Origin of the sequence: Streptomyces sp. CB01249 (assembly GCF_001905735.1) — a bacterium.
In the GTDB taxonomy this organism is placed as follows: domain Bacteria; phylum Actinomycetota; class Actinomycetes; order Streptomycetales; family Streptomycetaceae; genus Streptomyces.
Genome location: NZ_LISW01000009.1, coordinates 74634 through 97431 on the forward strand (window position 1 = coordinate 74634; position 22798 = coordinate 97431).

At 71.8% G+C, this 22798-nt stretch carries 21 protein-coding genes and 3 pseudogenes; 13 read left to right on the forward strand and 11 right to left on the reverse strand.

Features of this window, described 5'->3' with window-relative positions; genetic code table 11:
- Positions 1-40 precede the first annotated feature (40 nt).
- Both AMK18_RS30405 and AMK18_RS30410 read left to right on the forward strand, forming a co-directional pair.
- The gene (locus AMK18_RS30405; RefSeq protein ID WP_073865317.1) at positions 41-1108 is read left to right on the forward strand and encodes a hypothetical protein; all 1068 of its coding nucleotides are present in this window, start codon (positions 41-43) and stop codon (positions 1106-1108) included.
- Between the two features lie 48 nt (positions 1109-1156).
- A complete protein-coding gene (locus tag AMK18_RS30410; protein ID WP_073865318.1) occupies positions 1157-2431 on the forward strand; it encodes an alpha/beta fold hydrolase in 1275 nt (424 codons plus the stop codon).
- Between the two features lie 76 nt (positions 2432-2507).
- Here the strand turns inward: AMK18_RS30410 and AMK18_RS35000 are convergent, their stop codons facing one another.
- The 3 genes from AMK18_RS35000 to AMK18_RS30420 form a co-directional block, all read right to left on the reverse strand.
- Positions 2508-2675, reverse strand: coding sequence for a hypothetical protein (locus tag AMK18_RS35000; RefSeq protein ID WP_018103121.1), 168 nt, complete (start codon positions 2673-2675; stop codon positions 2508-2510).
- 67 nt (positions 2676-2742) lie between these two features.
- Positions 2743-2910 carry a hydrophobic protein gene (locus tag AMK18_RS30415; protein ID WP_073865319.1) on the reverse strand — a complete coding sequence of 56 codons (168 nt, stop codon included), beginning with the start codon at positions 2908-2910 and terminating at the stop codon, positions 2743-2745.
- 106 nt (positions 2911-3016) lie between these two features.
- Positions 3017-3520 carry a lamin tail domain-containing protein gene (locus AMK18_RS30420; protein WP_073865320.1) on the reverse strand — a complete coding sequence of 168 codons (504 nt, stop codon included), beginning with the start codon at positions 3518-3520 and terminating at the stop codon, positions 3017-3019.
- Positions 3521-3628: 108 nt separating this feature from the next.
- Between AMK18_RS30420 and AMK18_RS34280 the strand changes: the two are divergent.
- Positions 3629-4314, forward strand: a pseudogene (locus tag AMK18_RS34280) (sigma factor); the annotation flags it as partial.
- A 55-nt stretch (positions 4315-4369) separates the two neighbouring features.
- Positions 4370-4582, forward strand: a pseudogene (locus AMK18_RS35625) (dihydrofolate reductase family protein); the annotation flags it as partial.
- A gap of 21 nt (positions 4583-4603) precedes the next feature.
- Here the strand turns inward: AMK18_RS35625 and AMK18_RS30440 are convergent.
- Both AMK18_RS30440 and AMK18_RS30445 read right to left on the reverse strand, forming a co-directional pair.
- The gene (locus tag AMK18_RS30440) at positions 4604-5893 is read right to left on the reverse strand and encodes a hypothetical protein (protein WP_079199366.1); all 1290 of its coding nucleotides are present in this window, start codon (positions 5891-5893) and stop codon (positions 4604-4606) included.
- Positions 5894-6062: 169 nt separating this feature from the next.
- Positions 6063-6707, reverse strand: coding sequence for a hypothetical protein (locus AMK18_RS30445; protein ID WP_018103116.1), 645 nt, complete (start codon positions 6705-6707; stop codon positions 6063-6065).
- A gap of 192 nt (positions 6708-6899) precedes the next feature.
- Between AMK18_RS30445 and AMK18_RS35630 the strand changes: the two genes are divergently transcribed.
- On the forward strand, positions 6900-7451 hold the full coding sequence (locus tag AMK18_RS35630; protein ID WP_198957116.1) for a hypothetical protein: 552 nt from the start codon (positions 6900-6902) through the stop codon (positions 7449-7451).
- Between the two features lie 96 nt (positions 7452-7547).
- Positions 7548-7688 (forward strand): annotated as a pseudogene (locus tag AMK18_RS35720) (alpha/beta hydrolase); the annotation flags it as partial.
- 63 nt (positions 7689-7751) lie between these two features.
- Here AMK18_RS35720 and AMK18_RS30460 read toward each other — a convergent pair.
- Positions 7752-9464, reverse strand: coding sequence for a protein kinase domain-containing protein (locus AMK18_RS30460; RefSeq protein WP_338014071.1), 1713 nt, complete (start codon positions 9462-9464; stop codon positions 7752-7754).
- Positions 9465-9630: 166 nt separating this feature from the next.
- Positions 9631-10290: an MSMEG_1061 family FMN-dependent PPOX-type flavoprotein gene (locus AMK18_RS30465; RefSeq protein WP_073865322.1), complete on the reverse strand. Its 660-nt coding sequence runs from the start codon at positions 10288-10290 to the stop codon at positions 9631-9633.
- Positions 10291-10622: 332 nt separating this feature from the next.
- Here AMK18_RS30465 and AMK18_RS30470 point away from each other — a divergent pair, with 332 nt between their 5' ends.
- From AMK18_RS30470 to AMK18_RS30495, 6 genes are read left to right on the forward strand one after another with little or no spacing between them, the layout of a single operon-like run.
- Entirely contained in the window at positions 10623-12485 is a 1863-nt protein-coding gene (locus tag AMK18_RS30470; RefSeq protein WP_073865323.1) for an ABC transporter ATP-binding protein, read from the forward strand.
- Positions 12486-12523: 38 nt separating this feature from the next.
- Positions 12524-13966 carry an NUDIX domain-containing protein gene (locus AMK18_RS30475; RefSeq protein ID WP_073865324.1) on the forward strand — a complete coding sequence of 481 codons (1443 nt, stop codon included), beginning with the start codon at positions 12524-12526 and terminating at the stop codon, positions 13964-13966.
- On the forward strand, positions 13954-15324 hold the full coding sequence (locus AMK18_RS30480) for a phosphotransferase (protein WP_073865325.1): 1371 nt from the start codon (positions 13954-13956) through the stop codon (positions 15322-15324). Before AMK18_RS30475 ends, AMK18_RS30480 begins: the two co-directional genes overlap by 13 nt.
- Positions 15321-17684: a methyltransferase, FxLD system gene (fxlM, locus tag AMK18_RS30485; protein WP_443333240.1), complete on the forward strand. Its 2364-nt coding sequence runs from the start codon at positions 15321-15323 to the stop codon at positions 17682-17684. The genes AMK18_RS30480 and fxlM overlap by 4 nt, the downstream gene beginning before the upstream one ends.
- A 29-nt stretch (positions 17685-17713) precedes the next feature.
- A complete protein-coding gene (locus tag AMK18_RS30490; RefSeq protein ID WP_073865327.1) occupies positions 17714-18811 on the forward strand; it encodes an NUDIX hydrolase in 1098 nt (365 codons plus the stop codon).
- 28 nt (positions 18812-18839) lie between these two features.
- A complete protein-coding gene (locus tag AMK18_RS30495; RefSeq protein WP_073865328.1) occupies positions 18840-19253 on the forward strand; it encodes a GFA family protein in 414 nt (137 codons plus the stop codon).
- On the opposite strand, the gene AMK18_RS30500 is transcribed toward AMK18_RS30495, so the two are convergent.
- Complete coding sequence (locus AMK18_RS30500; RefSeq protein ID WP_241836676.1) at positions 19226-20101, reverse strand: NAD(P)H-binding protein; 876 nt, start codon at positions 20099-20101, stop codon at positions 19226-19228. The genes AMK18_RS30495 and AMK18_RS30500 overlap by 28 nt on opposite strands.
- A 63-nt stretch (positions 20102-20164) precedes the next feature.
- Here AMK18_RS30500 and AMK18_RS30505 point away from each other — a divergent pair, with 63 nt between their 5' ends.
- Positions 20165-20761: a TetR/AcrR family transcriptional regulator gene (locus AMK18_RS30505; RefSeq protein WP_073865330.1), complete on the forward strand. Its 597-nt coding sequence runs from the start codon at positions 20165-20167 to the stop codon at positions 20759-20761.
- Here AMK18_RS30505 and AMK18_RS30510 read toward each other — a convergent pair.
- The 3 genes from AMK18_RS30510 to AMK18_RS30520 all read right to left on the reverse strand — a co-directional run bounded on the left by AMK18_RS30510 (position 20745) and on the right by AMK18_RS30520 (position 22792).
- Positions 20745-21011: a helix-turn-helix domain-containing protein gene (locus AMK18_RS30510; RefSeq protein ID WP_073865331.1), complete on the reverse strand. Its 267-nt coding sequence runs from the start codon at positions 21009-21011 to the stop codon at positions 20745-20747. The genes AMK18_RS30505 and AMK18_RS30510 overlap by 17 nt on opposite strands.
- Positions 21012-21098: 87 nt before the next feature.
- The gene (locus tag AMK18_RS30515; protein ID WP_241836677.1) at positions 21099-21653 is read right to left on the reverse strand and encodes a hypothetical protein; all 555 of its coding nucleotides are present in this window, start codon (positions 21651-21653) and stop codon (positions 21099-21101) included.
- A 170-nt stretch (positions 21654-21823) separates the two neighbouring features.
- Complete coding sequence (locus AMK18_RS30520) at positions 21824-22792, reverse strand: hypothetical protein (protein WP_073865333.1); 969 nt, start codon at positions 22790-22792, stop codon at positions 21824-21826.
- Between the last annotated feature and the right edge of the window lie 6 nt (positions 22793-22798).

Genomic DNA, 22798 nt, shown 5'->3' on the forward strand with positions numbered 1-22798 from the left:
ACCACCTTCGTTCATACGCACCACCGCAAGGAGAAGCACCATGGAGATGTTCAGCCGGCTCGAACCCCGCCCCGAGTACCTGAGCTACGAACTCGCCCTCGCCGCTCGCAAGCTCGTGGAGCAGGTGATGCTCGTCAAGCCCGGCGAGCACGTCGTCCTCACCGGCGACACCAGCAGCGACCGCCGTGTCGTGGACGCCACCGCGCAGGCCGTCGCGGCGGCCGGGGCGCACCCCGTCGTCGTCTGGTACGAGACGATGCCCAGCTCCTCCATGGAGCCGCCGCGCCCCGTCGCCGGTGCCATAGCCGACGCCGACGTGTGGATCGAGTTCGCCGTCTCGTACGTGATGCACTCCGACGCGTTCCGCCGTGCGATGGCGAACGGCTGCCGCTACACCAACCTCACCGCGATGGACGTGCACATGCTCGTCGCGACGGTCGGCCGTCCCGACTTCGAGGGCGTCATCAAGCTCGGCAAGGCGCTGGTCCGCCTCCTGGAGCAGGCGGACGAGGTGCGCATCACCTCGGCCAACGGCACCGACATCACCGGCCGCAACGGCGACCGCCCCATCAACCTGCGGGGCAAGCCCGCCGAGAACCCCGGCGAGACCGTCATGCTCTCCGGCCAGATCTCCTGGAACCCGCTGGAGGAGACCCAGGACGGCGTGCTCGTCTTCGACGGTGCCCTGTGGCCGCCGGACCAGCTCGGTCTGCTGCGCACCCCGGTCCGCTGCACCGTGGAGAAGGGCGTCGTCACGAAGATCGACGGCGAGGGCCAGGACGCGGAGATCTTCCGCCGCTGGATGGAGTCCTGGGACGACCCGAACATGTTCCGTGTCGCCCACTGGTCCCTGGGGTTCAACCCGGGTGTCCCGGCACCGACCGGCCGCATCGTGGAGGACGAGCGCGTCTTCGGCTGCGTGGAGCTGGGCATCGGCACCAAGGGTGCCTGGATCGGCGGCGAGCCGTGGGTGTCCGCCGCCCACACCGACGGCTCGGTCCTCGGCCCGTCGATCTTCCTCGACGGCGAGTGCATCGAGAAGGACGGCGTGTACGTACACCCCGAGCTGGTCGAGATCTGCCGCGAACTGGGCGTCGCCGGCTACTGACCGCCGACCGTTTGCCCGCCCCCTTCACCCCCGCCCCAGGAGCCGGACTTGACCGACGACCAGATCACGTACCGCCACAGCGGCCTCGTCTGCACCGATCACACCCTCGACGTACCCCTCGACCACGCCCGCCCCGACGGGCCGGGCATCTCCGTCTTCGCACGGGAGGTCGTCGCCGAGGGCATGGAGGGCCGTGAGCTGCCGCGGCTGCTCTGGCTCCAGGGCGGGCCGGGCGGGCGCGCCGAACGTCCCAACGCGGCGGGCGCCTGGCTGCGCCGCGCCCTGAAGGAGTTCCGCGTCGTCCTCCTGGACCAGCGCGGCACCGGCCGGTCCACCCCGGCGGACCGCACCACCCTGGCCGGCCGGGCCGACGCGGCGCGGTACCTCACGCATTTCCGGGCCGATTCGATCGTCCGCGACGCGGAGCTGCTGCGCCGCCGGTTGCAGGGCGACCGGCCCTGGACGGTGCTGGGGCAGAGCTTCGGCGGCTTCGCCACGCTCACGTATCTCGGCCTCGCCCCGGAGGGCCTGGACCGGGCCCTGATCACCGGCGGCCTGCCCACTCTCACCGGGCACGCCGACGACGTGTACCGGGCGGCGTACCGGCGTACGCTCGCCGCCAACGCCCGGTACTTCGAGCGATACCCCCATGACCGTGCCCTGGCCGCGCGGGTCGCCGCGCAGCTGGCCGACCGCGACGTCCGCATGCCGTCGGGCGAACGTCTGTCGGTGCGCCGGTTCCAGACGCTGGGGATCACCTTCGGCACCGCGTCGGCCTTCGACTCCCTGCACTATCTGCTGGAGGGCGCCTTCGTACCCGGGCGGGGCGGGCCGGTCCTGTCCGACACGTTCCTGCGCGGCGTCGACTCCGTCGTCTCGCTCGCGCCGCGTCCGCTGTACGCGGTCCTGCACGAGGCGATCTACGCGCAGGGCGGCCGGGCCACGGCATGGTCGGCCGACCGGGTGCGGGCGGAGTTCCCCGAGTTCGACGCCTCCGCGGGCGGGCCGCTGCATTTCACGGGCGAGATGATGTACCCCTGGATGTTCGACGAGGACCCGGCCCTCGTCCCTCTGAAGGCCGCAGCGGACGCGCTCGCCCACCGCACCGACTGGCCCGCCCTCTACGACCTCGACCGCCTCGCGGCGAACACGGTGCCGGTCGCCGCGGCGGTGTACCGCCAGGACATGTACGTCGACCACGACCACTCCCTCACCACGGCGTCCCGGGTGCGGGGCCTGCGTACCTGGGTCTCCGAGACCCACCTGCACGACGGCGTGAAGGCCGACCCCGGGGTCCTGGACCGCCTGCTGTCCCTGTCCTAGGAGCGCCGCCGCACGCGGAACGAGCCCTCGACCGGAAGGTCGAGGGCTCGTCCATGGCCAGGGCCGGGGCGGCACATCACCGCCTGCGGGCCCAGCCGCTGCCTATCCCCGCCACGTGGAGGGCCAGTGCCGTGAGCCCCAGCAGCATCACGTTGGTCGAGGAGAAGGCATCGTTGGTGCTGATATCCGCCGCGTTGATCAGGAACGAGACGAAGAACAACACCGCAGCGACGATTCCGAGCATGGCAAGCCCCTTTCGTGGAAGTGGAATTCCTTTTACCCCGTTGGAACGGAAACGGTCAGCAGGGAATTCACCACCGGTACCAGCGGCCGCGCTTACCGTTGACCGTCGGCCGGATCACGAACCCGAGAAGCCAGACCACCAGCACGATGACGGCGATCCACCACAGGGCCTTCAGCGCGAATCCGGCACCGAAGAGAAGCAGGGCGAGCAGCAGAACAAGAATGACAGGAACCATGATTATCAACCTCCGAGACGTCCTGTGCCCCGGAGATTCGGCTTCACTCGCCTGACCTTACTTAAATCTTATGCACGCTTTGATCGCTCGATGGCGGGTATCCGGGTCACCCGTGATACGTGATGTAGCCGTTGCCGTCGCGGTCGTTGGCCCTCTTGGTGTAGGCGTGGACGTCCGCGCGGGCGCCGGAGGGCTTGTAGAGGTAGATCGTGTCCTTGTCGTTGTTCCAGATGAAGTTGCAGTTCTGGCGGTAAACGACGTTCTTGGCGTCGGAGTCGGTGCCCCGGTTGCCGCGGAGCTTCACGTAGTCGCCGGGCTGCAGCGTGTGGGACTTCGTGAAGGTGAACTTGTTCCCGGTGGCGTCCTTGACGACGTAGCCCTTGAGGTTGACCGTCGTGGTCCGCGAGTAGTTCTTGATCGTCAGGTACTCGCTCGCCGCGTTGCCGCCCGAGCACTTGTTGGAGTCGCGCCCCGGTGCGTCGTACTGGACGCCCTTGATCTTCAGGACCGAGGAGTACTCGGCGGCCTGGGCAGGAGTGCCGGCGACGAGGCCGAGCGAGACGACCGAAGCCATGGTTGCGGCGGTGGTCAGGGCATGACGGGTGCGCATGGCGGTTCCCCCTTGGTGGTGCGGATGAAGCGCCCCAGAGCCTACCGATAATGTGACCATACGGTGAACAGAACCAGGAGATTGTGCGGACACCTGCATGATGGGGGCGTGGATTTCGAGCCGTTCCGGGGCGAGTTGACGACGTACTGCTACCGCGTGCTGGGCTCGTTCCACGAGGCGGAGGACCTGGTGCAGGAGACGTTGCTGCGGGCGTGGAAGGCCCGGAAGCGGTACGACCCGGGGCGCGCGTCGGTACGGACCTGGCTGTACCGGATCGCGACCAACGTGTGCCTGACCGCCCTGGAGGGGCGCGGACACCGTCCGCTGCCGCCGAGGTTGCCGAGCAGCTGGGGACGACGGTCGCGGCGGTCAACAGCGCGCTGCAGCGGGCCCGTGCCGCGCTCGCCGAAGTGGCCGACGCCGGTGCGGTCGCCGAGCCGGACGATCCCGGGGTGCGGGCGGTCGTCCAGCGGTACGTCCGGGCGTTCGAGGCGGCGGACGTGCCCGCGCTGGTGCGCCTGCTGGCCGAGGACGCCGTGCTGGAGATGCCGCCGGTGCCGCTGTGGTACCGCGGCAGCGGGGACTACGGCCGGTTCATGGAGCGGGTGTTCGCGATGCGCGGCACCGGCTGGGCCGTGCGGGAGCTCACCGCCAACGGGCAGCCCGCGCTCGCCGCGTACGCGCCGGCGTCCGGGGGTGGGCACCGGCTGCACACCTTGCAGGTCTTCGCCGTCATCGACGGCCGGGTCGCGCACAACGTGGTCTTCGCCGATCCGCGCGTCTTCGACGCCTTCGGCGAACTCGCGCCTCCTCGACGGCGATCCGGGCGAGGCCGTCAAGCGCGAGCAGCGGGACGTGGTGGTCGCCGGGAGCCTGAGCGTCGTGCGGCAGCTGATGGCCGCGGACCTGGTGGACGAGTACCGGCTGCTGACCTTCCCCACCATCCTGGACACCGGGCGGAGGCTGTTCCCGGCGGACGGGCCTCATGCCGACCTGGAGTGCCTGGGCAGTGAGCGGGCCGGCGCCGCCGTTCTCACCCGCCACCGCAAGGTCGGCCGCTGACCGACCGGGGCGGGGGCCGGATCAGGTGGGTCCGGCCTCCCCCAGGCAGCTCAGCGCTTCGCGGAAGTCATCGAGGGCGGGCCCGTACTGGAAGGCGGAGGTGCGGTACGTCGACCGGTCGATCAGGCTCCTGGCCAGTTCCCGCGCTCCTCGGACCGGTTCGTGCCGGGCAAGGCGTCGGGCCAGCCCCACTCCCTCGTCGAACAGGTGGCGCACATCCTCCGCGTACCGGCAACGGTGCGATTCCCCGTGGACGGCGGAGCGGATGGTGAGGACGCGATGCAGGCCGACCAGGTCGGCGAGGTGCCGGTCCGGAACCTCGGCGGCCAGCGGAGCAAGAGCGTCCACCTCCTCACGAAGGGCGTGACGGCTGTCGAAGTAGCGCTCCCTGACATCGCGCGACCATTGCAGTTTCGTCGCGCCCGAAGGCGGACGCGGTCCTCGGGGTGCGGGCCGGTCGCCCTCGGCGCCGGGGAAGGACAGCAGCACGGCCCAGAACGACCTCTGATAGCCGCTCCATGTCTTTCGCTCCCCGGTGTCGGCCAGCTCCGTCAGCAGAGCGAGTGCCTCCTGCCGGGCGAGGCCCGCCTGCTCGCCCCGGCCATGGGCGTCGAGCATCTGCGCGTATCCGATGAGCGAGTAGAGGTAACAGGCCGTCGGGCCACGGTCGTTCGCGGCTTCCTCCCGTTCCATGCGTACGAGTGTCTCGAACGCGGCGAGCGCTTCGCCGAACCGGCCCGCGTCATGGAGAACGGCGATCCACTCCAGGAGTGACCAGGAGTGGGACCCACCGTTCAGCGTCTTGGGCCGGTCCGCCATGTGCAACTCGGCCAAGACATCGGCGGCTTCGTCGTACCGGCCTTCCTCGGCAAGACCGCGGGCCCACACTTCCAGCCCCCTGACCACGGGGGTTCCACTCACTGCCGCCTGTGCACGACCAACGGCGACCATCTCGGCACGCAGAGCGAGTCCTTCCTCGCGTCGGCCCCGGCTGTACAGCACTCTCTGGCACGTATCGAGCGCGTCGTAGAGAACATCGGCACGGGTGGGTTCGCCCGGATCGATGGACCGTGCCACGGCGACCGCCTCCTCGCACAGCGCGAGGCGGTCCGGGCGCGTGTGGCGGTGGGAGTTCTCGAAGCCCAGGGCCTGCAGCGCCCTGGCCAGGCGTGGCAGGTACGAGGCGGGGCTGACCTGGGCGAGCACCCGGTAGGCGTCGACTTCCTCGCGCGGTGTGCGGCGTCCCGAGGCGAGCAGCACATTCCGCGCTCGCACGATGTCGTCCTGATCGACTTTCCGCGAGTGATTCATGGCGGAGATTCTGGGCGCTCCCGGAGGGGCCCAACAAGGCTTGTCCGCTGTGCCGTTGCTCCTACGAAAATGCCCTCTGACCTGTCATGATGGCTGTGACACCACTTCCCGGGCCGGGGCCTTCCGTCAGCGACGGGACGCCCCGGCCCGCGGTCGTGGGAGCGGGTGGTCAGTTGCTCCAGATGACCGGGCTGTCCCTGTACGCGTCACCCTCCTCGAACGACGCGACCGCGATGGGGTCGGTCTTCGTGGCGCTGAGCGAGCAGGTCTCGTAGGAGGCGCCCTTCGTGGTGAAGTCGCGGGGGGCCGTCTCGCTGTCGCACTTGCCCGGGAGGTCGCCGATCAGGATGACGCCCGTGGGAGCGCCGCCCGCCAGATTGCCGCGCAGCCTCAGCGACGAGTAGGAGAGGTCCGTGCCGCCGACGTTCTCCACCTTCATGCGGATGTAGTAGGGCGTCATGCCCTTCGCCTTGTCGCCGAAGGGGGCCATGTCGGCCTCGGTGCCCTTCTCGATCGCCGTGACCGTGATGGCGACCGTGCCCTCCTTTGACGTCCCGTACTTGAACGGCACGACCGCCCGGTCACCGACCTTGAACTTCGTGCCCGGTGCGGCGACGTCACCACTGGGCTTGGAGCCGGCGTCGTCGCTGGGGTCCGCCGACGGGCTCTCGCTGCTCGGGGTGGGCGAGGCCGGGGCGGAGGCCGAGGGCGATTCCGGCATCGCTGCCGGGTCCTCGTCATCGTTGCAGGCCGTGAGCCCGAGACTCAGGGTGGTGAGGGCAACTGCGGTGACGATGCGTCCCTTGCGTATCATTTTGACCTAACTCGCGGTAGAGGCTGCGTTGTACGGCAGCCGGAGGGTGTTCCGGGCAACACGGCGACGGCAGCGCGTCAATGAGGCGCGCCGCGACGCCCTACTCACCCTGGGCCAGGAATGACACAGACTCGTCGCAGAGACGGCACAGCCGCGCGACGGCTGTGCGCCGCCTGTGAGCGGGTGGACGGCTTGTACGCTGCGCTTATTCGACGGACCGCGCTCACCACGGGTCAGTACCTCCGCTGGTCGCGCTGCACCTCGCCGCCGGCCGCGCGCGAGGGCTACGACTGCGCCGTCATGAAGACCCCCCTCGACTACCGGAAGCCGGACGGGCGGACGATCGACGTCGCCCTGATACGCCTCGAGGCCACGGGCCCGAACAGCCGGCGCATCGGTTCCCTAGTCCTCAACTTCGGCGGGCCCGGCGTGTCCGGCGTGAGCGGACTTCCCGCACGCCTCCGCCAGTACGGGCCGCTGCGCGACCGCTACGACCTGGTCTCCTTCGACCCGCGCGGCGTGGGCCGGACCAGCGCGGCCCATATCCGCGACTGCCCGACCGGGGACGGGCCCGAGGAGGCCGCCCGCGGATGGCGCGGCTGGCCGACCGCCTGGAGAGGAAGCCCGCCCCGGCCGGAGGCGGCAGGACCCTCGACGCCCACGACCTCGCGTACGACGTCGGCGACCATCTCGCCCGCGGCACGGACGGGTGGCAGCCCCTCGCCAAGGCGCTCACCGCGCTGATCGACCGCAACGACGGCCGCCCGCTGGACAAGGGCTCGGACGACACCGGCTCCGCCGACCCGGCGGCGCCCCCGGTCGACAACGGCCGCGTCGCCTGTGTTCGGCGCGGCCTGGTCCACGGGCGTCTACCTCTGCTTCGACTGGCCGTTCGACGGCGAGCGGGTCACCCCGCAGGTGAACGCCGAGGGCGCGGATCCCATCCTGGTGGTCGGCGGCACCGGTGACCCGATCACCCCGTACAGGGGACGGTGTGCCGGGGCGACATGTCCTAGGCCGTGCCCGCGAGGGCCCCCACGGACGTCAGGTGGTGCGACGTGCCTGCTGCATCGCGGTCAGCCGGGACACGTACAGGGCGGTCGCCACGACGGTGGGAAGCACGAGGATGCGGAGGATCAGGCCCACCACGGTGCCCTCCGACATGTCGTACGTGTCCCAGTCCTTGTAGCCGTCGTCCCCGTAGGTCAGCCCGTTGTCGTGCGAGATGAAGTCCTCGTGCTCGGCCCATGCGAAAGCCGCCCAGTACAGGTACAGCGGCAACGTCACCATGGTGAAGACAGCGCACCCCCACCAGACGTGCAGCCGGGCGGCCGGGGCCATGGCGCCGCCCAGGGAGGTCGGGCTGGAGGCGTGCCAGACATCGTTCGCGATCTGCTTGGGCAGGTAGAGGTTGCCCAGGGGAATGAACCACGAGAGGACGGCCAGCCGGGGCTCGTAACGCAGCCGTCCGGGGGCGAACTCCTCGGCGGCGGACCGCATTTTCGCGCACCAGATCAACCAGGAGACGACGAAGGCGACCGCCGCCCCGATCTGGATGTAGCCCCAGGGGTAAGCCATTTCCTCGTCCCGGGACGGGGCGTCCGACACGGTCCCGCTCAGCAAGTTCAATTGGGTGATCGTGGTGCCCAGCGCCGCCAGCCCGAACAGGGCGAGGGTCGCGTACACGGCCATCGTGGACGGGGTGGGGCCGTTACGCCCGTTGCGCTCCTCGGCCAGTGTGCGTGACGTTCCACGCCGGGGCTCCGGTTCGGCCTGCGCGGTGACGGGGGCGGTGGCCGGGACGGCGGGGCGCTGGGCGGGGACGGTCCCGATCTCGTCCTCGGGCGGCTGTGCCGGGGGCTGGCCCTCCTCCGCCGTCAGAACGGTACCGGGGTCCTCGTGCTCCAGCAGCTGGGCCGCGTCCTGACCCAGCCTGGCCAGGACCGGCGCGGGAAGCCAGGGGCCGAGATGCCGGAACTGCGTCTCCTCGCGCGTCCGGAGCGTGGCAAGCGACGGCCTGGCCTCCGGGTCCTTGGCGAGGCAGTCGCCGATCAGTGGGAGCAGGGCCTCCGGAATGCCCGTGAGGTCGGGTTCCTCGTGCACCACCCGGTACATGAGGGCGTGCGGGCGCCCCTCGGCCGTGTCGAAGGGCAGACGGCCGGCTGCGGCGAAGGCGAGGACCGAGCCCAGCGAGAAGATGTCGCAGGCGGCGGTGAGACGTTCCCCGCGTACCTGCTCGGGCGCCATGAAGCCCGGGGAGCCGACGACCACGCCGGTGGAGGTCAGTCCGCCGTGGGTCGGGCCGTCCAGGGCGCGGACGATGCCGAAGTCGATCACCTTGGGGCCGTCGATGGTGATCATGACGTTGGAGGGTTTCAGGTCCCGGTGGACGAGCCCGGCCGCGTGGATGTCGGCCAGCGCGTCGCAGAGACCGGATGCCAGCCCACGTACCGAGCGCTCCGGGAGCGGCCCGTGACGGGCCACCACCTCGGCGAGGGTCGGGCCGGGGACGTACGCGGTGGCGACCCAGGGCCGTTCGGCGTGCGGGTCGGCGTCGAGCACGGCCGCCGTCCAGTCGCCGCCCACGCGCTGGGCGATGGCGACTTCTTCGGCGAACCGGAGCCGGAAGTCGGGCAGCGCCGCGAGTTCGAGCCTGATCGACTTGACCGCCACCATGCGGCCGCGCGGGGACCGGGCGAGGTAGACCACGCCCATCCCGCCCTCGCCGAGCCGGCCGAGCAGCCGGTAGTCCGCCACGCGTACAGGGTCATCCGCCCGCAGGGCCCGCACAGGCACGTCCTCCTTCGGCACCGTGCGCCCACGGCGCACAAACGACTGGTCAGGCTAGAGGAGACGGCTCGGCGGCTGTGCCGGTTTCACCGAACGCGCTCCGTTCCCAGGGCGAATGGCCGGCCCCGGCCCGTCACTCGTACCGGTACTTCAGGGAATCCGCCTCCGACTGCTCGATGTCGGCGATCGTGAGTCCCGGCATGCGGAGCTGGGCGAGCGTGACCTCGGCCGAGGTCGGCTGGTCGTCCGCCGACGGCCACTGCTCGGGCTTCCAGGCTCCGCTGCGCAGAAGGGACTTGGGGCAGTGCGGGTAGACCTCCTCGATGCCCACGACCAGCGCGCTGGCCGGCGGCTTTCCCACGGGGGTCAGCTGCTCCAGCAGTTCCGGGCGCGTGGAGACGCATGCCCGGCCGTTCACCCGGAGCGTCGTGGTGCGCCCCGGGACGATGAACAGCAGCCCGGCCCGGCCGGTGGCGATGACGTTCTGCAGGGTGTCCAGCCGCCTGTTGCCGGTCGCGTCCGGGATCGCCACCGTCCGCGGGTCCAGGACGGCCACGAACCCGGCGGGCCCGCCGCGCGAGGAGACGTCGCAGCGCCCTTCCGGGTCCGCGCTGGCGACCAGGACCAGTGACGAGCAGGCGATCAACTTCTTCGTCTGTTCGTTGAGTTCGGTCGTCTGCTTGCGCAGCGACGTGTCCCTCGGGAGTTCGTACGTCCGGCGCAGCTCCTCGTGATCGCGTACGGCGTCGGCTCGGAGCGCGTCGAACGCGCTGCCGGTGGACAGTGTCGTCATGCGGCGACCTTACGGGTGGGGCCCCGGACGGTCACACGGTGTCCGCAATCCCCCGCAGGGGTGACCCGACCTGATCGAACGAGTTTCAGCGGCGACGGCACAGAGGCCCCACGGCCTGATCCCCCAATAGAACTTGCGTTCACAAAATGCCCTCCGATCCGGCCGTTACGGGACCGGATCCACCGCGTTTTTAGAGCATCAGTGCCACATCGACGCCCAGACGGAGGAACGCCATGCACCCCACCCCTCCCCCTCGCAACAGCCTCCCGAAATCGAACGGCGACGTTCCGGGACCGCGATCCGTCCCCTTACCGCCCGAGCCCGAGCCGCAGATGCGTTACGTCGATCTCACCGGCAGCCGCGAGGCGGCCGGCCGGTCGATCCGGATGCGCGACATGGCCCGCCGTCTGCCGCAGCTGGTGCGCCGCTCGCTGGCGCTGGCGTGGCGGGTCGACCGGCGGGCGACCGTCGGCCTGCTGCTGTGCCAGCTGGTCACCGGGGTGATGCAGGCCCTGGGTCTGGTCGCCATCGCGGGCACCCTGACGGCCCTGCTGCGCGACGGGGACGTCTACCACCGTCTCCTCGACGCGTGGCCGTCCGTCGCCCTGCTCGCCGGGGCGGCCGGGGTGCGCGCGCTGCTCGGGATCACCGTCAACTGGCTCTCCTCCAGGCTGGGTCCGCTGATGTCCCGCGAGGCCGAGCAGATGCTGCTCACCGGCTGCGCCGAGGTCGAGTTGTGCGCGTACGACGACCCCGACTTCAACCGTGACCGCGAGGCGGCCGACCGCGGCGCCCAGGTCACCGGCGACCTGATCAACGAGGGGCAGGACCTGATCGCCTCGGCCGCCGCGTTCCTCGCCGGGGCCGTCGTGCTCGCCGGTGTGCACTGGGTGCTGCTCCCGCTCCTCGTCGCCGCGAGCCTGCCGCAGGCCGTGGCCCAGGTCAGCGCCGCGCGCGTCCGCTACCTGGCCAATCTCCGGAGCAACGGCGACAACCGGATGCTGTCCGTGCTGCGCTGGCACATCTACACCAAGGACGCCGCCGACCAGATCCGCGCGGGGACCATGGCCGACTTCCTGTCCGGCCGGTACCGGCACACCGTCGCCCGTATCAACCGCGAAGACCGGGCCGCGGCCGACCAGGGCGCGCGGATGTCCCTGGCCGGCGCGGTATGCGGGGGGCTGGGGTCGGCGGTGGTGTGGGCGGCAGTCGTGTGGCTGCTCGCGAACGGCCGGATCAGCGTCGGCCACGCGGGCACGGCCGTCTTCGCCCTGCAGACCGTCGGCATGGCGGTCCGCGGCCTGGTGGCAGTCGGCGCGCGCGCCGTGCGGACGGGGCTGTACATGGACGACTGGACCGGTTTCCTCGACAAGGCGGGCGGCTTCCGCATGCGCCGGGGCCCGCACCACCCCGCGCCGCCGGAGACGATCGAGGTCAAGTCGGTCACGCACCGCTACGCGGGCAAGGAGCACGACGCCCTGTCCGAGGTGTCCCTCACCCTGCGCCGGGGCGAGGTCACCGCACTGGTCGGCTTCAACGGCTCCGGGAAGTCGACGCTGTCGAAGCTGGTCAGCGGCCTCTATCTGCCCACGGACGGGCAGGTGTTGTGGGACGGCGTCCCCACCACTGAGGCCGACCCGCAGGCCCTGTGGCGGCACGTCGCCCTCGTACCGCAGGATTACGCGCACTGGCCGCTGACCGTGCGCGAGAACGTGACTCAGGGGCAGCCCACCGAGGGCGGCGACGCGGCGGTCCGTGAGGCGTGCGAGGCTGCCGACGCCGACGAGGTAGTCGACAAGCTGGGCGCGGGCCTGGACACCCTCCTGGCCCGCGAATGGCTCAACGGCGAGGAGCTGAGCGGCGGCCAGTGGCAGCGCATCGCCCTGGCCAGGGCGTTCTTCCGCCAGGCCGGGCTGCTGGTCCTGGACGAGCCGACGGCCAACCTCGACCCGCGTGCCGAGTTCCGCATCTTCCAGCGGCTGCGGTCCCTGGCCCGGGACCGGGCGGTGCTCCTTGTGACCCACCGCATCGCGAACGTGGCCGTCGCCGACCGCATCGTCGTGCTCGACGCGGGCCGCGTCGTCCAGGAGGGCACGTACGCCGAAATCGCCGAACAGCCCGGGCTCTTCCGGCAGTTGCTGTCCTACCAGATCACGTCCGAACCGGACGACGACAAGCACGAGGCCCCCGCGTGAGCCGCCCCGCACCCCTTCCGCCGTCCCGAGGTCACGACATGCCGCTCACCCGCTCCCACATCCGCAGCACCACCGAGGCGTACCTGGTGCGCCACCCGCACGAGCGGGAATCCCTCGCCGGGCTGCTGTCCCTCCTGGACGGCCCCGACGATCCGGCCGACCGCGCGACGCTCCCGGCTCACGTCACGTGCAGCGCTGTCGTCGTCGACCGCCGGTGCCGGGTCCTGCACATCCGGCACCGGGCCTCCGACGGGCTCATGCTCACCCCCGGCGGTCACACGGAGCCCGGCGACCGCAGTCTGCTCGTCGCCGCGTTGCGCGAGCTGTCGGAGGAGACCGGGATCGCCCCGGGCGCCGTGTCCCTGACCCGGCAGTTCCTCGGCTCCCCCGCCGACATCGACGTGCACGACATCGACGCGCGCCCCGCGAAGGGCGAACGGGCGCACCGGCACTACGACTTCCGTTACGTGTTCCACCTCGCCGACGAGGAGCCACCCGCGCTCACTCTTCAGGACGAGGAGGTGTCCGGGGCGCAGTGGCTGCCCCTGGCGGAGGTCAGGTCACCGACCCTGCGTACGAAGCTTCTTCAGGCGGGCCTGGACGGGCAGCCCGAGCCCGTGAACGCCTCGGCGATCATCCACGACGGGAAGGGACGGTACCTGCTGCACCTCCGGGACGCGAACAAGCCGTGGATCTGGGAGTCGGGGTGCTGGTCGCTGCTCGGTGGCGGCTGGGAGCCGCAGGACCGCACGCTGCTCGACACGGTCCGCCGGGAGCTGCGCGAGGAGGCCGATCTGGCGGTCGCCGGCCTGGTGCCGTACGCGGTCGAGCACGTCACCGGCACGGACGGGACCCGGGTACCGGTCCAGGTGTTCAGCGGCCGCTGGAACGGCGACCCGGCCGCTCTGCCGCTCACCGAGGGCGTGATGGTCGCCTGGGTGCGGCCCGAGAAGTTCCCGTACATGACGATGCTGCCGTCGACCCGGGCACTCCTGGAACGGCACGCCGCCGAGCACGATGCGCCCTCGGCCCCGGCATCGGCGACGGTCCTGAACGTCGTCGGCGTCCACCTCTACCTGGAGCGGGACGGCCAGGTCCTGCTGGGGCTGCGGCACCCCGACTCGGCGTACGCGGGCAACACCTGGCACGTGCTCGCGGGCCACTGCGAGGCGGAGTCCGCGACGGCGTGCCTGGTCAGGGAGGCGTACGAGGAGGCGGGGCTGGTGATCGACCCAGCGGATGTCGAACTCGTCCACACCGTGCACACGGTCAACCGGCCGGGCGGTAGACCCAGGATCGGCCTCTTCTTCCGCGCACGGCGCTGGGAGGGCACGCCCGAGCTGAGGGAGCCGGACAAGTGCGTCGCCTGGCAGTGGTGGAACGCCAAGGACCTGCCCGAGCCACTGGTCCCCTACGCACGGGCCGCGATCGAGGGCATCCGGGCCGGACGCGTCTACACCGAGCTGGGGTGGACCCGTTGACCCGCGTCGACGCGCCGGTGGACGCGCACCTGCTGGCCGTACGCGACGGAGACCGCGGGCCGGAGGTGCTGCTGTCCCGGCGGGCCGGAGACGTGTACGCCAGCGGTCTGTGGCACGCGCCGTCGGGCCATGTGGAGGCCGAGACCGTGGTCGACGCCGTCGTGCGCGAGACGCTGGAGGAGACCGGTCTCGCCCTGGATCCGGGGGATGTGCGCGCGGCCGTCACGGTGCACCACCGGCCGCCGGTCGGCCGGGCGCGGATCGGGGTGTTCTTCGAGGTGCGCCGGTGGAGCGGCGCGCCGCGCGTCATGGAGCCGGACAAGTGCGACGCGATGGGGTGGTTCGCGCTGGACGCGCTGCCGGAGCCGATGGTCGCGTACTGCCGGGCGGGGCTGGACGCCTACCGGGCCGGTGCCCACCTGGCCGTGCACTTCCAGGAACCGGGCGACCCGATCGCGCACGACCCGGCCGTGGACCGGCTGCTGCTGGTTTCCGGCGCCGCCCCGGAGGGCGCGGTGCGTGCCTTCGCCGAACGGGCGGTGGGGCGGATCACCCGTTGGGCGGACGTCTCCTGGGCGAGAGAGGAGAGCCGCGTCTGGCGGGCGCACGGCGCCGAGGGCGGCACCTGGTACGTCAAGGTCCACCAGAACGAGCGTTTCCACCGGCGCGAGGTCACTGCGTTACGGGGCTGGGTCACCGGTCTCGGCGAAGCAGCGCCCCGGCTGGTGGCCGCCGACGACACCCTGCGGGCCGTCGTGCTCACGGCGGTGGGAGGCCGCTCCCTGCACGGTGCCGTCCTGGCGCCCGAGCAGGAGCGCACGGTGTTCCACCGCATCGGACAGCTCGCGGCCTCCATTCACCACGGCGGCGCCCCGGGCCAACCGGGCGGCGGGGACCTGCCCGTGGCGAAGCTGGAACGGCACCTGGACGGGGCCCGGCCCCATCTCGCCGCTGAGGACGAGGAGTTCGTCCGTAGCACGGTCGAGAGTGCCGCCGCCGGGCCCGCCCTGCCGTTAGTCCCCACGCACGGTGACTTCCAGCTGCGCAATCTGCGCTGGGACGAGGGCTCCGGCACGCTGTACGTGATCGACTTCGAGCGCTCCGAAGAGGGGCCCGCCCTACGGGACTTCGTGCGGCTGTCCGACAGCTGGCACGGCCGTCCCGACCTCCTGGCAGCCGTGATGGACGGCTACGGCCGCCCGTTCACACCGGAGGAGGAGGCCCAACTCACGGCTCTCTCCGTCCTGGAAGCCGTCTCCGGCATCGCCTACGGCACCGCGCACGACGACCCCGAACTGGTGGAACGCGGCCTGCGCACCCTGGCCCGGCTCCGTACCGACCAACCCACCGCCCCATGAGGAGGAGCACATTGACGTACACCACGCGTGATCAGTGGGAAGAGCACTTCGGCGAGGGCCGGGGATTCCGGGAGGTCGGCGCGCGAGAGCGGGAGCTGTTCGCCGAACTCACCGGCGGTGGCCGGGCGCTCGATGTGGGGTGCGGGAACGGCGAGTTGGCCGCGTATCTCGCCTCGCTCGGCTGCACCGTGGACGCCGTCGACTTCGCCGACACCGCGATCGCTCGGGCGCGGGAGGAGCATGCCGGTGTCGAGGGCGTGCGGTGGCTGTGCCTGGACATCGAGCACGACGATCCGGCGCCGTTGCACGCGGACGGGTACGACGTGGTGGTGTTGCGCCTGGTCTACCCGTTCCTCAGGGACCGGGACCGCGTGCTGCACGCGTTGGGCGGGCGGCTCCGGGAAGGCGGCGCTCTCGTCGTCATCACCCCGGTGGTGCGGACCCCGGCGGATGAGCGGCGCGGCATCGCCCTGGACGAGGACGAGATCGCGCTCCTCGGCGCCGCCTGGGAGTCGGTGGAGCGGCTGGACGCGGACGGGATGGCCTTCCTGGTCCTGCGCGGACTCCGCCCGCCCGGCACCCGGGCCGTCGAGAAGAGGCCTCCCACGGCCCATGCCCTGACCGGCGCGCTCGCGGTCGTCACCGACGACTCCGGCAGGGTCCTGCTCGGCCGGTCGCGGCGCGGCATGCTTGAACTTCCCGGCGGCAAGACCCACGGTCCGGAGGGCTTCGCCGAGGCCGCGGTCCGTGAACTCGCCGAGGAGACGGGCCTGGTGGCCGATCCGGCGGACGCGTACGTGGTGACGATGCTGGTGGACGACAGCCACGGCGTTCCCCGGCTCACGGCCGTCGTCCGCCTCACCGCCTGGTCCGGGACACCGGGCAATCCGGAGCAGGACAAGTTCGTCCGCTGGGAGTTCGCGGACCTGCACGCGCTCTCCCGGATCGGGGACGTCTTCGCCCCGGCCGCCCAGGCCTTGGATGCCGTGTGGCCGGGGGTCGTGCCGGGGCTGCCGCCCGTGGCCTCCTACCCGCTCGCCACGGGTCGTCCGGCCGTACCGGGTGAGCCGGGTGAGGCCGTCCGGCTGCGCGGTGCGATGGCCGAGACGGTGATCGCGGGCGGGTGGGCCCCGTCCGAGCCCGTCCGCGAGGCGCTGCGCTCCGTGCCGCGCCATCGGTTCGCCCCGGAAGCGGACCTGGCAACCGCGTACGACGGCGGCGACCGGGCCGTCGTCACCCGGCGCGACGAGGCAGGGGCGGCCATCAGCTCGGTGTCCGCGGCCTGGCTCCAGGCCGACATGATCGAGAGCCTGCGTCTCCGGCCGGGTGCGCTCGTGTACGAGGCGGGGTCCGGCGGCTACAACGCCGAGCTGATCGCGCATGTGGCCGGTCCCGAGGGGCGGGTGGTGACCGTCGACATCGACCCCTGGGTCGTACGCCGCACCCGCGCGTTCACCACGGAGGCCGGCAGCGGACGGGTCACCGCCGTCGAGGCCGACGCCGCGCTCGGCGCCCCGGCCGGTCTCGTCCCGCGCGGCGGCTTCGACGCCGCCATGATCACGTACAGCTGCTGGGACATCGCGCCCGCCTGGCGCGAGCAACTGGCCGAAGGCGGGCGCCTCGTCCTGCCGTTGGAGATGGGCGGCTACAGCCGGGCGGTCGCATTCGAGCGGCGCGGCGACGTGCTCCACGCCCGGGGATTCACGTACTGCGGCTTCGTCCGCGACCAGGGCCGTCAGGCGCGTTCCGCACCGGTCGTGCCGCTGCTCGGCGGTGCGCTGACGCTCCGTTTCGACGAGGGTGCGGCCGCGGGTACGGACGGTGTGGAGGAGGCGCTGCGCGCGCCGCGTCACGAGGTCGCGACCGGCGTCACGATGGGGGCCGGGGCGGGTGTCTACTTCGGTTCGTTGCAGTTGTACGCGGCCACCACCCTGCCGGGCTTCTGCCGGTTGCGCGTCCACGAGGACACGGACGTCGTCGCCGTGGCGAAGGACCGTGACGCACCGGCCGTTCTGGGTGACGCGTCGCTCGCGTACCTGGTCCATCTGCCGACCCGGGACGGGGGCAGGGAGTGGGTGGTCCACGCCTTCGGCGCGGAGGGTCCGTGCCTTGCCGAGCTGGTCGCGGCCACGGTACGGGCGTGGGACCGCCACATCCGCGCCGCCGACGACGACCGGCACGCCGATCCCGTCCTGACCGTCCACCCGGCGGGCACGCCCGACCATCTGCTGCCCGCCGGGGACGTCCTGGACAAGGCGTCCTCCCGGCTGGTGTTCCGGTGGCCGGGCCGGGACGGGCGCCTGCCGGGCCCGGCCCGGCGTGCGCCGGACGCGGTGGCGGCGGCCACGGCAGAATCGTGACCGTCCAAGTCCCCCTGGAACGGAGAGAGATGACCACCACATCCGCACCCGACGAGACTCCCGGCGTGACGATGAAGGACGAGGCGTACGGGAAGCTGCGCGCCTCGGCCGCGCTGTGGGCCGGCACCAGTGTGCTGATCACCAACCGGCGTGGGCAGGTCCTGCTCCAGCGTGTCAGCTACCGGCCCACCCGCCTGCTGCCAGGAGGGGCCGTCGACAAGGGCGAGTCACCGGCCCGGGGCGCCGCCCGCGAGCTGGACGAGGAGCTGGGCGTCAAGGCGACCGTCACCCAGGGGCTCGCCGTCGACTGGGTCTCCCCCACCGGCCGGGCCGCGCCCCCGGACCTGCGGTTCCCGGGCGAGCTGCTGCACGTCTTCGACGGGGGCGTCTGGGACGACGACCGGATCGCGGCCGTCCGGCCCGCCCCGGGCGAGATCGACGGCATCGAGTTCGCCGAACCGGCCGACCTCCCCTCGCTGATGTCCCCCGGCGATGCCCGCCGCACCCTCTCCGCGCTCCGCGCCCGCATCAACGGCGCCGGTCCCGTGCTCCTGGAGGACGGCCTGCCGATCGCCCCCACCGTCCTCGACCGGGTCGGTGTCCTGCGCACCGCCCGGGCCCGTCACCACCTGCCCTTCCACGAGGGGCCCGTGCCCGCCGGGCTCGCGGTCCGCCAGTCCTGGGTCTGGGCCTTCGCCCCGGACGGACGGGTCCTGCTCCTCCTCGAACCGGACACCGGCGCGGCCTGTCTGCCCGGCGGCACGACGGAGCCGGAGGACGGCGGCGATCCCTGGGTGACCGCCGTCCGGGAATGCCGCGAGGAGGCGACTGCCGAGCTCGGCGACCCCCGATACCTCGGGTACCTGTCCGACGCCGGGCCGTGCGCGAGGGTCCGTTACGCCGCCGTGCTGGCGAGCCTGGGCGCGGCCGCCGTCGATCCCGCCACCGGTCGGACGTACGTACGCGTTCTGGCCACCCCGGAGCAGGCCTTGGAGTTCTTCGACTGGGGGCCGTCCGAGGCGGCGGAGCAGCTTGCCGCCGCCCATCGGGGCCGCGCCATGCTCGGCATTCCCAGGGCCGTTCACCCCCAGCCCGTCACCGAGATCGTGCGCCCCACCGCCTGGTAGCGCTTCACCCGTACCGAATCGAGGCCTCATGACCGCCGTCCCTGTGCCCGCCCGGAGCGGGCACTGCCAGTGCCGCCACATCACGTACCGGGTGCTGGGCGACCCGATCGACCCGCATCTGTGTTCCTGCCCGCACGACACGCGTATCTCGGGCGCGCCCGCGGTCCTGTGGGTCGGCTTCGACAGGGACGGGCTGACGTGGACCGGCCCGGGCGGCGAGCCGACCTGGTATGCGACCTGGCCGACGCTGCGCCGGGGCTTCTGTCCGCGCTGCGGTACGCATCTCGTCTCCGTTGCCGACGACTCCGACGCGGTCATGGTCACCGGATTCAGCCTCACCGACCTGAGCGGCACGGACCCCGTCGGGCACTCCTACCGACAGGAGGCCGCTCCTTGGATGGCCATCGCCCTTGCTCAGCCCCCCGTGAACGCGGAGGCGTGATCGGCGGCCCACTGACGCAACGTCCGCGGTGGCCTCCCGAGGATGTCGGCCACCGCTGTGGTGAGGTACGCGGGCTGCCCGACCGCCGCGCTCCACGCGCCGAGCAGCATGTCAACGGCCGAGCCGGGCACCGTACCCTCCCACAGGCTGCGGAACGCGTCGGGCGTCATCTCCTCGAATGCGATCCGGCGGCCCAGGGCGTCACCGATGACGTCCAGCTGAGCGGCTTGGGTCAGCGATTCGGGGCCCGTGAGCACGTAGTCGCCTCCGGCGTACCCGTCCTGATGGAGCGTCCGCGCCGCGACGGCCGCGATGTCGCGGTCGTCGACCGGTGCCGACTCGGCAGCGCCGTAGGGCCACCGGACGGCCTGCCCGGCCCGGATCGCGGGCGCCCACCAGGCCAGCGCGTTCGACGCGAACATCCCCGGCCGGAGGATCGTCGCCTCTAGTCCGGTGGCGGCGATGAGCCGTTCGATTTCGGCGTGCAGCACCGCCATGGGATTGGGCTGCTGGAAGAAGGGGTGCGGAGTCCGGTGCGGGGAGGAGAGGAAGACGACCCGCCGCACGTGGGCTGCCAGCCGCTCGATGACTGCCTCCGCGGTCCGGGGCGGGGCGGTCCAGACGAGGAAGACCGCACCGACGCCCTTCAATGCCGGGTCCAGTGACTCGGGCACGGTGAGGTCACCGGCGAAGACCTCGACCTTCGCCGGGAGCGTCGCCGCCGCTTCGGGGCGACGGATGAGGGCACGGACCGGCACGCCCGCGTCGAGGAGTTCATGGAGGACGACGCGGCCGACCCGGCCCGTCGCGCCGGTGACGAGCACGGGCGGAGTGTCTGTCTGATTCATGCCGCCCATGAAAACGTTACCCGGTTAAAAACACAACCGAGTAACAAGTGTTACGGTGGTCACGTGAGCGAGCCGACGGGGCTGCGGGCCCGCAAGAAGGAGCGGACGCGTGACGCCATCGGCGACGCGGCCGTCTCGCTGTTCCTGGAACGCGGCTTCGACCGCGTCTCGGTCAACGACATCGCCGCGGCAGCCGAGATCTCCAAGCCCACCCTCTTCCGGTACTTCCCCACCAAGGAAGACCTGGTGCTGCACCGGTTCGCGGACCACCAGGGCGAGGCCGCACGCGTCGTGCGCGACCGCGGACCCGGCATCGAGCCGGTGACGGCACTCCACCGGCACTTCCGGACCGGCCTCGACCGGTACGACCCCGTCACCGGCCTCAACGATCACCCCGAGGTGGTGGCCTTCCACCGCCTGGTGTTCACCACGCCGAGCCTGGCGGGACGGCTGACGCAGTACCGGCTGGAGGACGAAGAGGCGCTGGCCGACGCCCTCGGCCAAGGCATCCGGGCGCACCTGCGAGCAGCCCAGGTGCTCGCGGTCCAACGGGTGCTCGCCCGCGCCAACTGGCAGAAGATCGCCGACGGCCGGACCGCCCACGCCGTCCACCCCGAGGCCATCGCCGACGCCGACGAGGCGTTCAACCACCTGTGGTGACCGAGCCCGGCGGAGGTTCGCTCCCGGTGGTGGGAATGGAGCCCGGCGCCCAGCCGAGCACTTCTTCGAAGCGGCGGGCCGCGAAGGGAAGGGGAACATCCCCTCGGTCACTCTCATGAAGCCTGATGGTCGCCTGACTCAACTGGGTACGCCGCGCCAGCTCCCCCACGGACAAGCCCTCGGCTTCCCGCAGCTCCACGAGCGCTTTCGCCAAGCGCTCGGACTCTTCGCTTCTGCCCACGCGACCCACCCCTTCGTTGCCGCCACCGTTGAGGCCAGGCTACGGCTCGATGGTGGGCCCCCGCCCCGGCTTCCGGGGCGGGGGCCGGTGCCGGACTCAGCAGGGGCGGATGTGGAAGACGGGGGTCCAGGAGGCGGTCCCGGTGCCCTTGGCGACGTGGGACCAGCGCTCGCTGCCGTCGCTGTTGTAGAAGCGGGCGCGGGTTCCCGAGGTCTGGTTGTTGTTGAAGGTGCCGTCACCGATGCCGTTGAAGTCGTAGTAACCGCAGCGGTAGTAGTCGTAGTTGACGCCGCGCCCGTCCGTGATGCACAGATGCCCGTTGCCGCAGGCCAGGGCCGTGCGGGGCGATGCCAGGTCGCGGGTTTCGGACTGCCCGGGGGCCGGGAGCGTGACGGTGCCGCCGGGGATGTCGAGGGTGTTCGCGGAGGTCTGGCGGGCCCGGGGTTCCTGGGCGCGTACCGCGTCGACCTGTCGCTGGAGCTCCCCGGCCTGCGCGTCGGTGAGGCCGGCGGCCCGCGTCTGCGCGGCGTAGGTCTGCTGTCCGGTCGGGGCGGCGGGGGTCATGGCGTGAGCGGACAGGGTGGGACCGGCGACCAGGGCCGCGGCGGCGGCCATCAGTCCGGCGGTACGGCGGAACGAGACACGCTTCAAGGTCTTCTCCTCGGGTTGGCCGTGCGCCTCTTTGAGGTGCACGGCCAACCTTTCCAACTGGCCCCCGTTTCAAGGGACATAGCGGCGAGGTTCACCGTTGAGTGGTGCAGATGCCTTTTTTCGCACGCGCAGGAATCCACCGCGCGTCTGTGTCAATCCCCGCCGAAGGTCTACGCAAGCACCCATCGCGGCGCGTGCCCGGGCTCAGTAGGGCAGACGAAGACGTGCAGATCGTGGTCCCGGCCGAAGCGGAGCCGCGTGGGCCGCGCGACCGGGACGCCACCCCGGACCGACGCCTTCCCCTTCAGCAGCGGGTCGCGGTCCTCCAGCGGTGCCCAGCTGTGCGAGCCGCCGTCCATCTCGCACCCCTCAGCCGTCAGCAGCAGCTCCATCGGAGTGGCGCAGGACGCGCAGTCGATGGCCATCGGGCCCGTCGACGCCCAGCTGGGGTAGCCGCCGACACGCCAGCCGGGCGGGATGGACAGGTCGTACTGGTAGCTCGGGGCGTCGGACCCCTGTTCGGCCACCTGGGCGTCGTCCCAGGCGTCGATGCGCGCGATCAGGGCCGGGGGCAGCGTGTCGTCCTCCGCCCAGGGGTACGTGTCCACCTCTTCCGGATGCAGGACGCATGGCTCGGGGAGTTCGTGCTCCCACCGCAGCAGGGGCACCCGGGGCGGCTCCGCGAGGAGGTGTTCCGCCTGTTCGGTCCGGGCGGCCCGCCTCCACCGCAGGTGGTAGCGGCGTTCCAGGTGCGGGCCGTGGGTGAACGGGCAGCGGAAGAGCTGCACCAGGTCCGCGCCGTCGGGCCCGCAGGCGAGGCCGGGGATGTCACGGCGGAAGAGCTGGGCGAGCCCCAGGAAGGGCGCCGGGCCGTCGTCGCCGGAGGGCTCCGCGCGGGGCCACGGCCTGCTCTGCGGCCATCCGCCTTCGGCGCGGGCGGTACGGATCTCCTCCGGTGCGTACCCCTCGGTCTCACTCCGGTGCGGCTCGTGGCAGAGGGGCCACGGTTCGTCCGCCGGCCACAGCATCGGCCCGCCGACATGGCTGTCGCGCACCCCGGGCCGCCCTGGCCTGGGATGCAGCCGCGTCGTCCGGGCCCGGTAGGGGGCCAGCTCGGGGAACACGGCCTCCACGGACACCGGTCT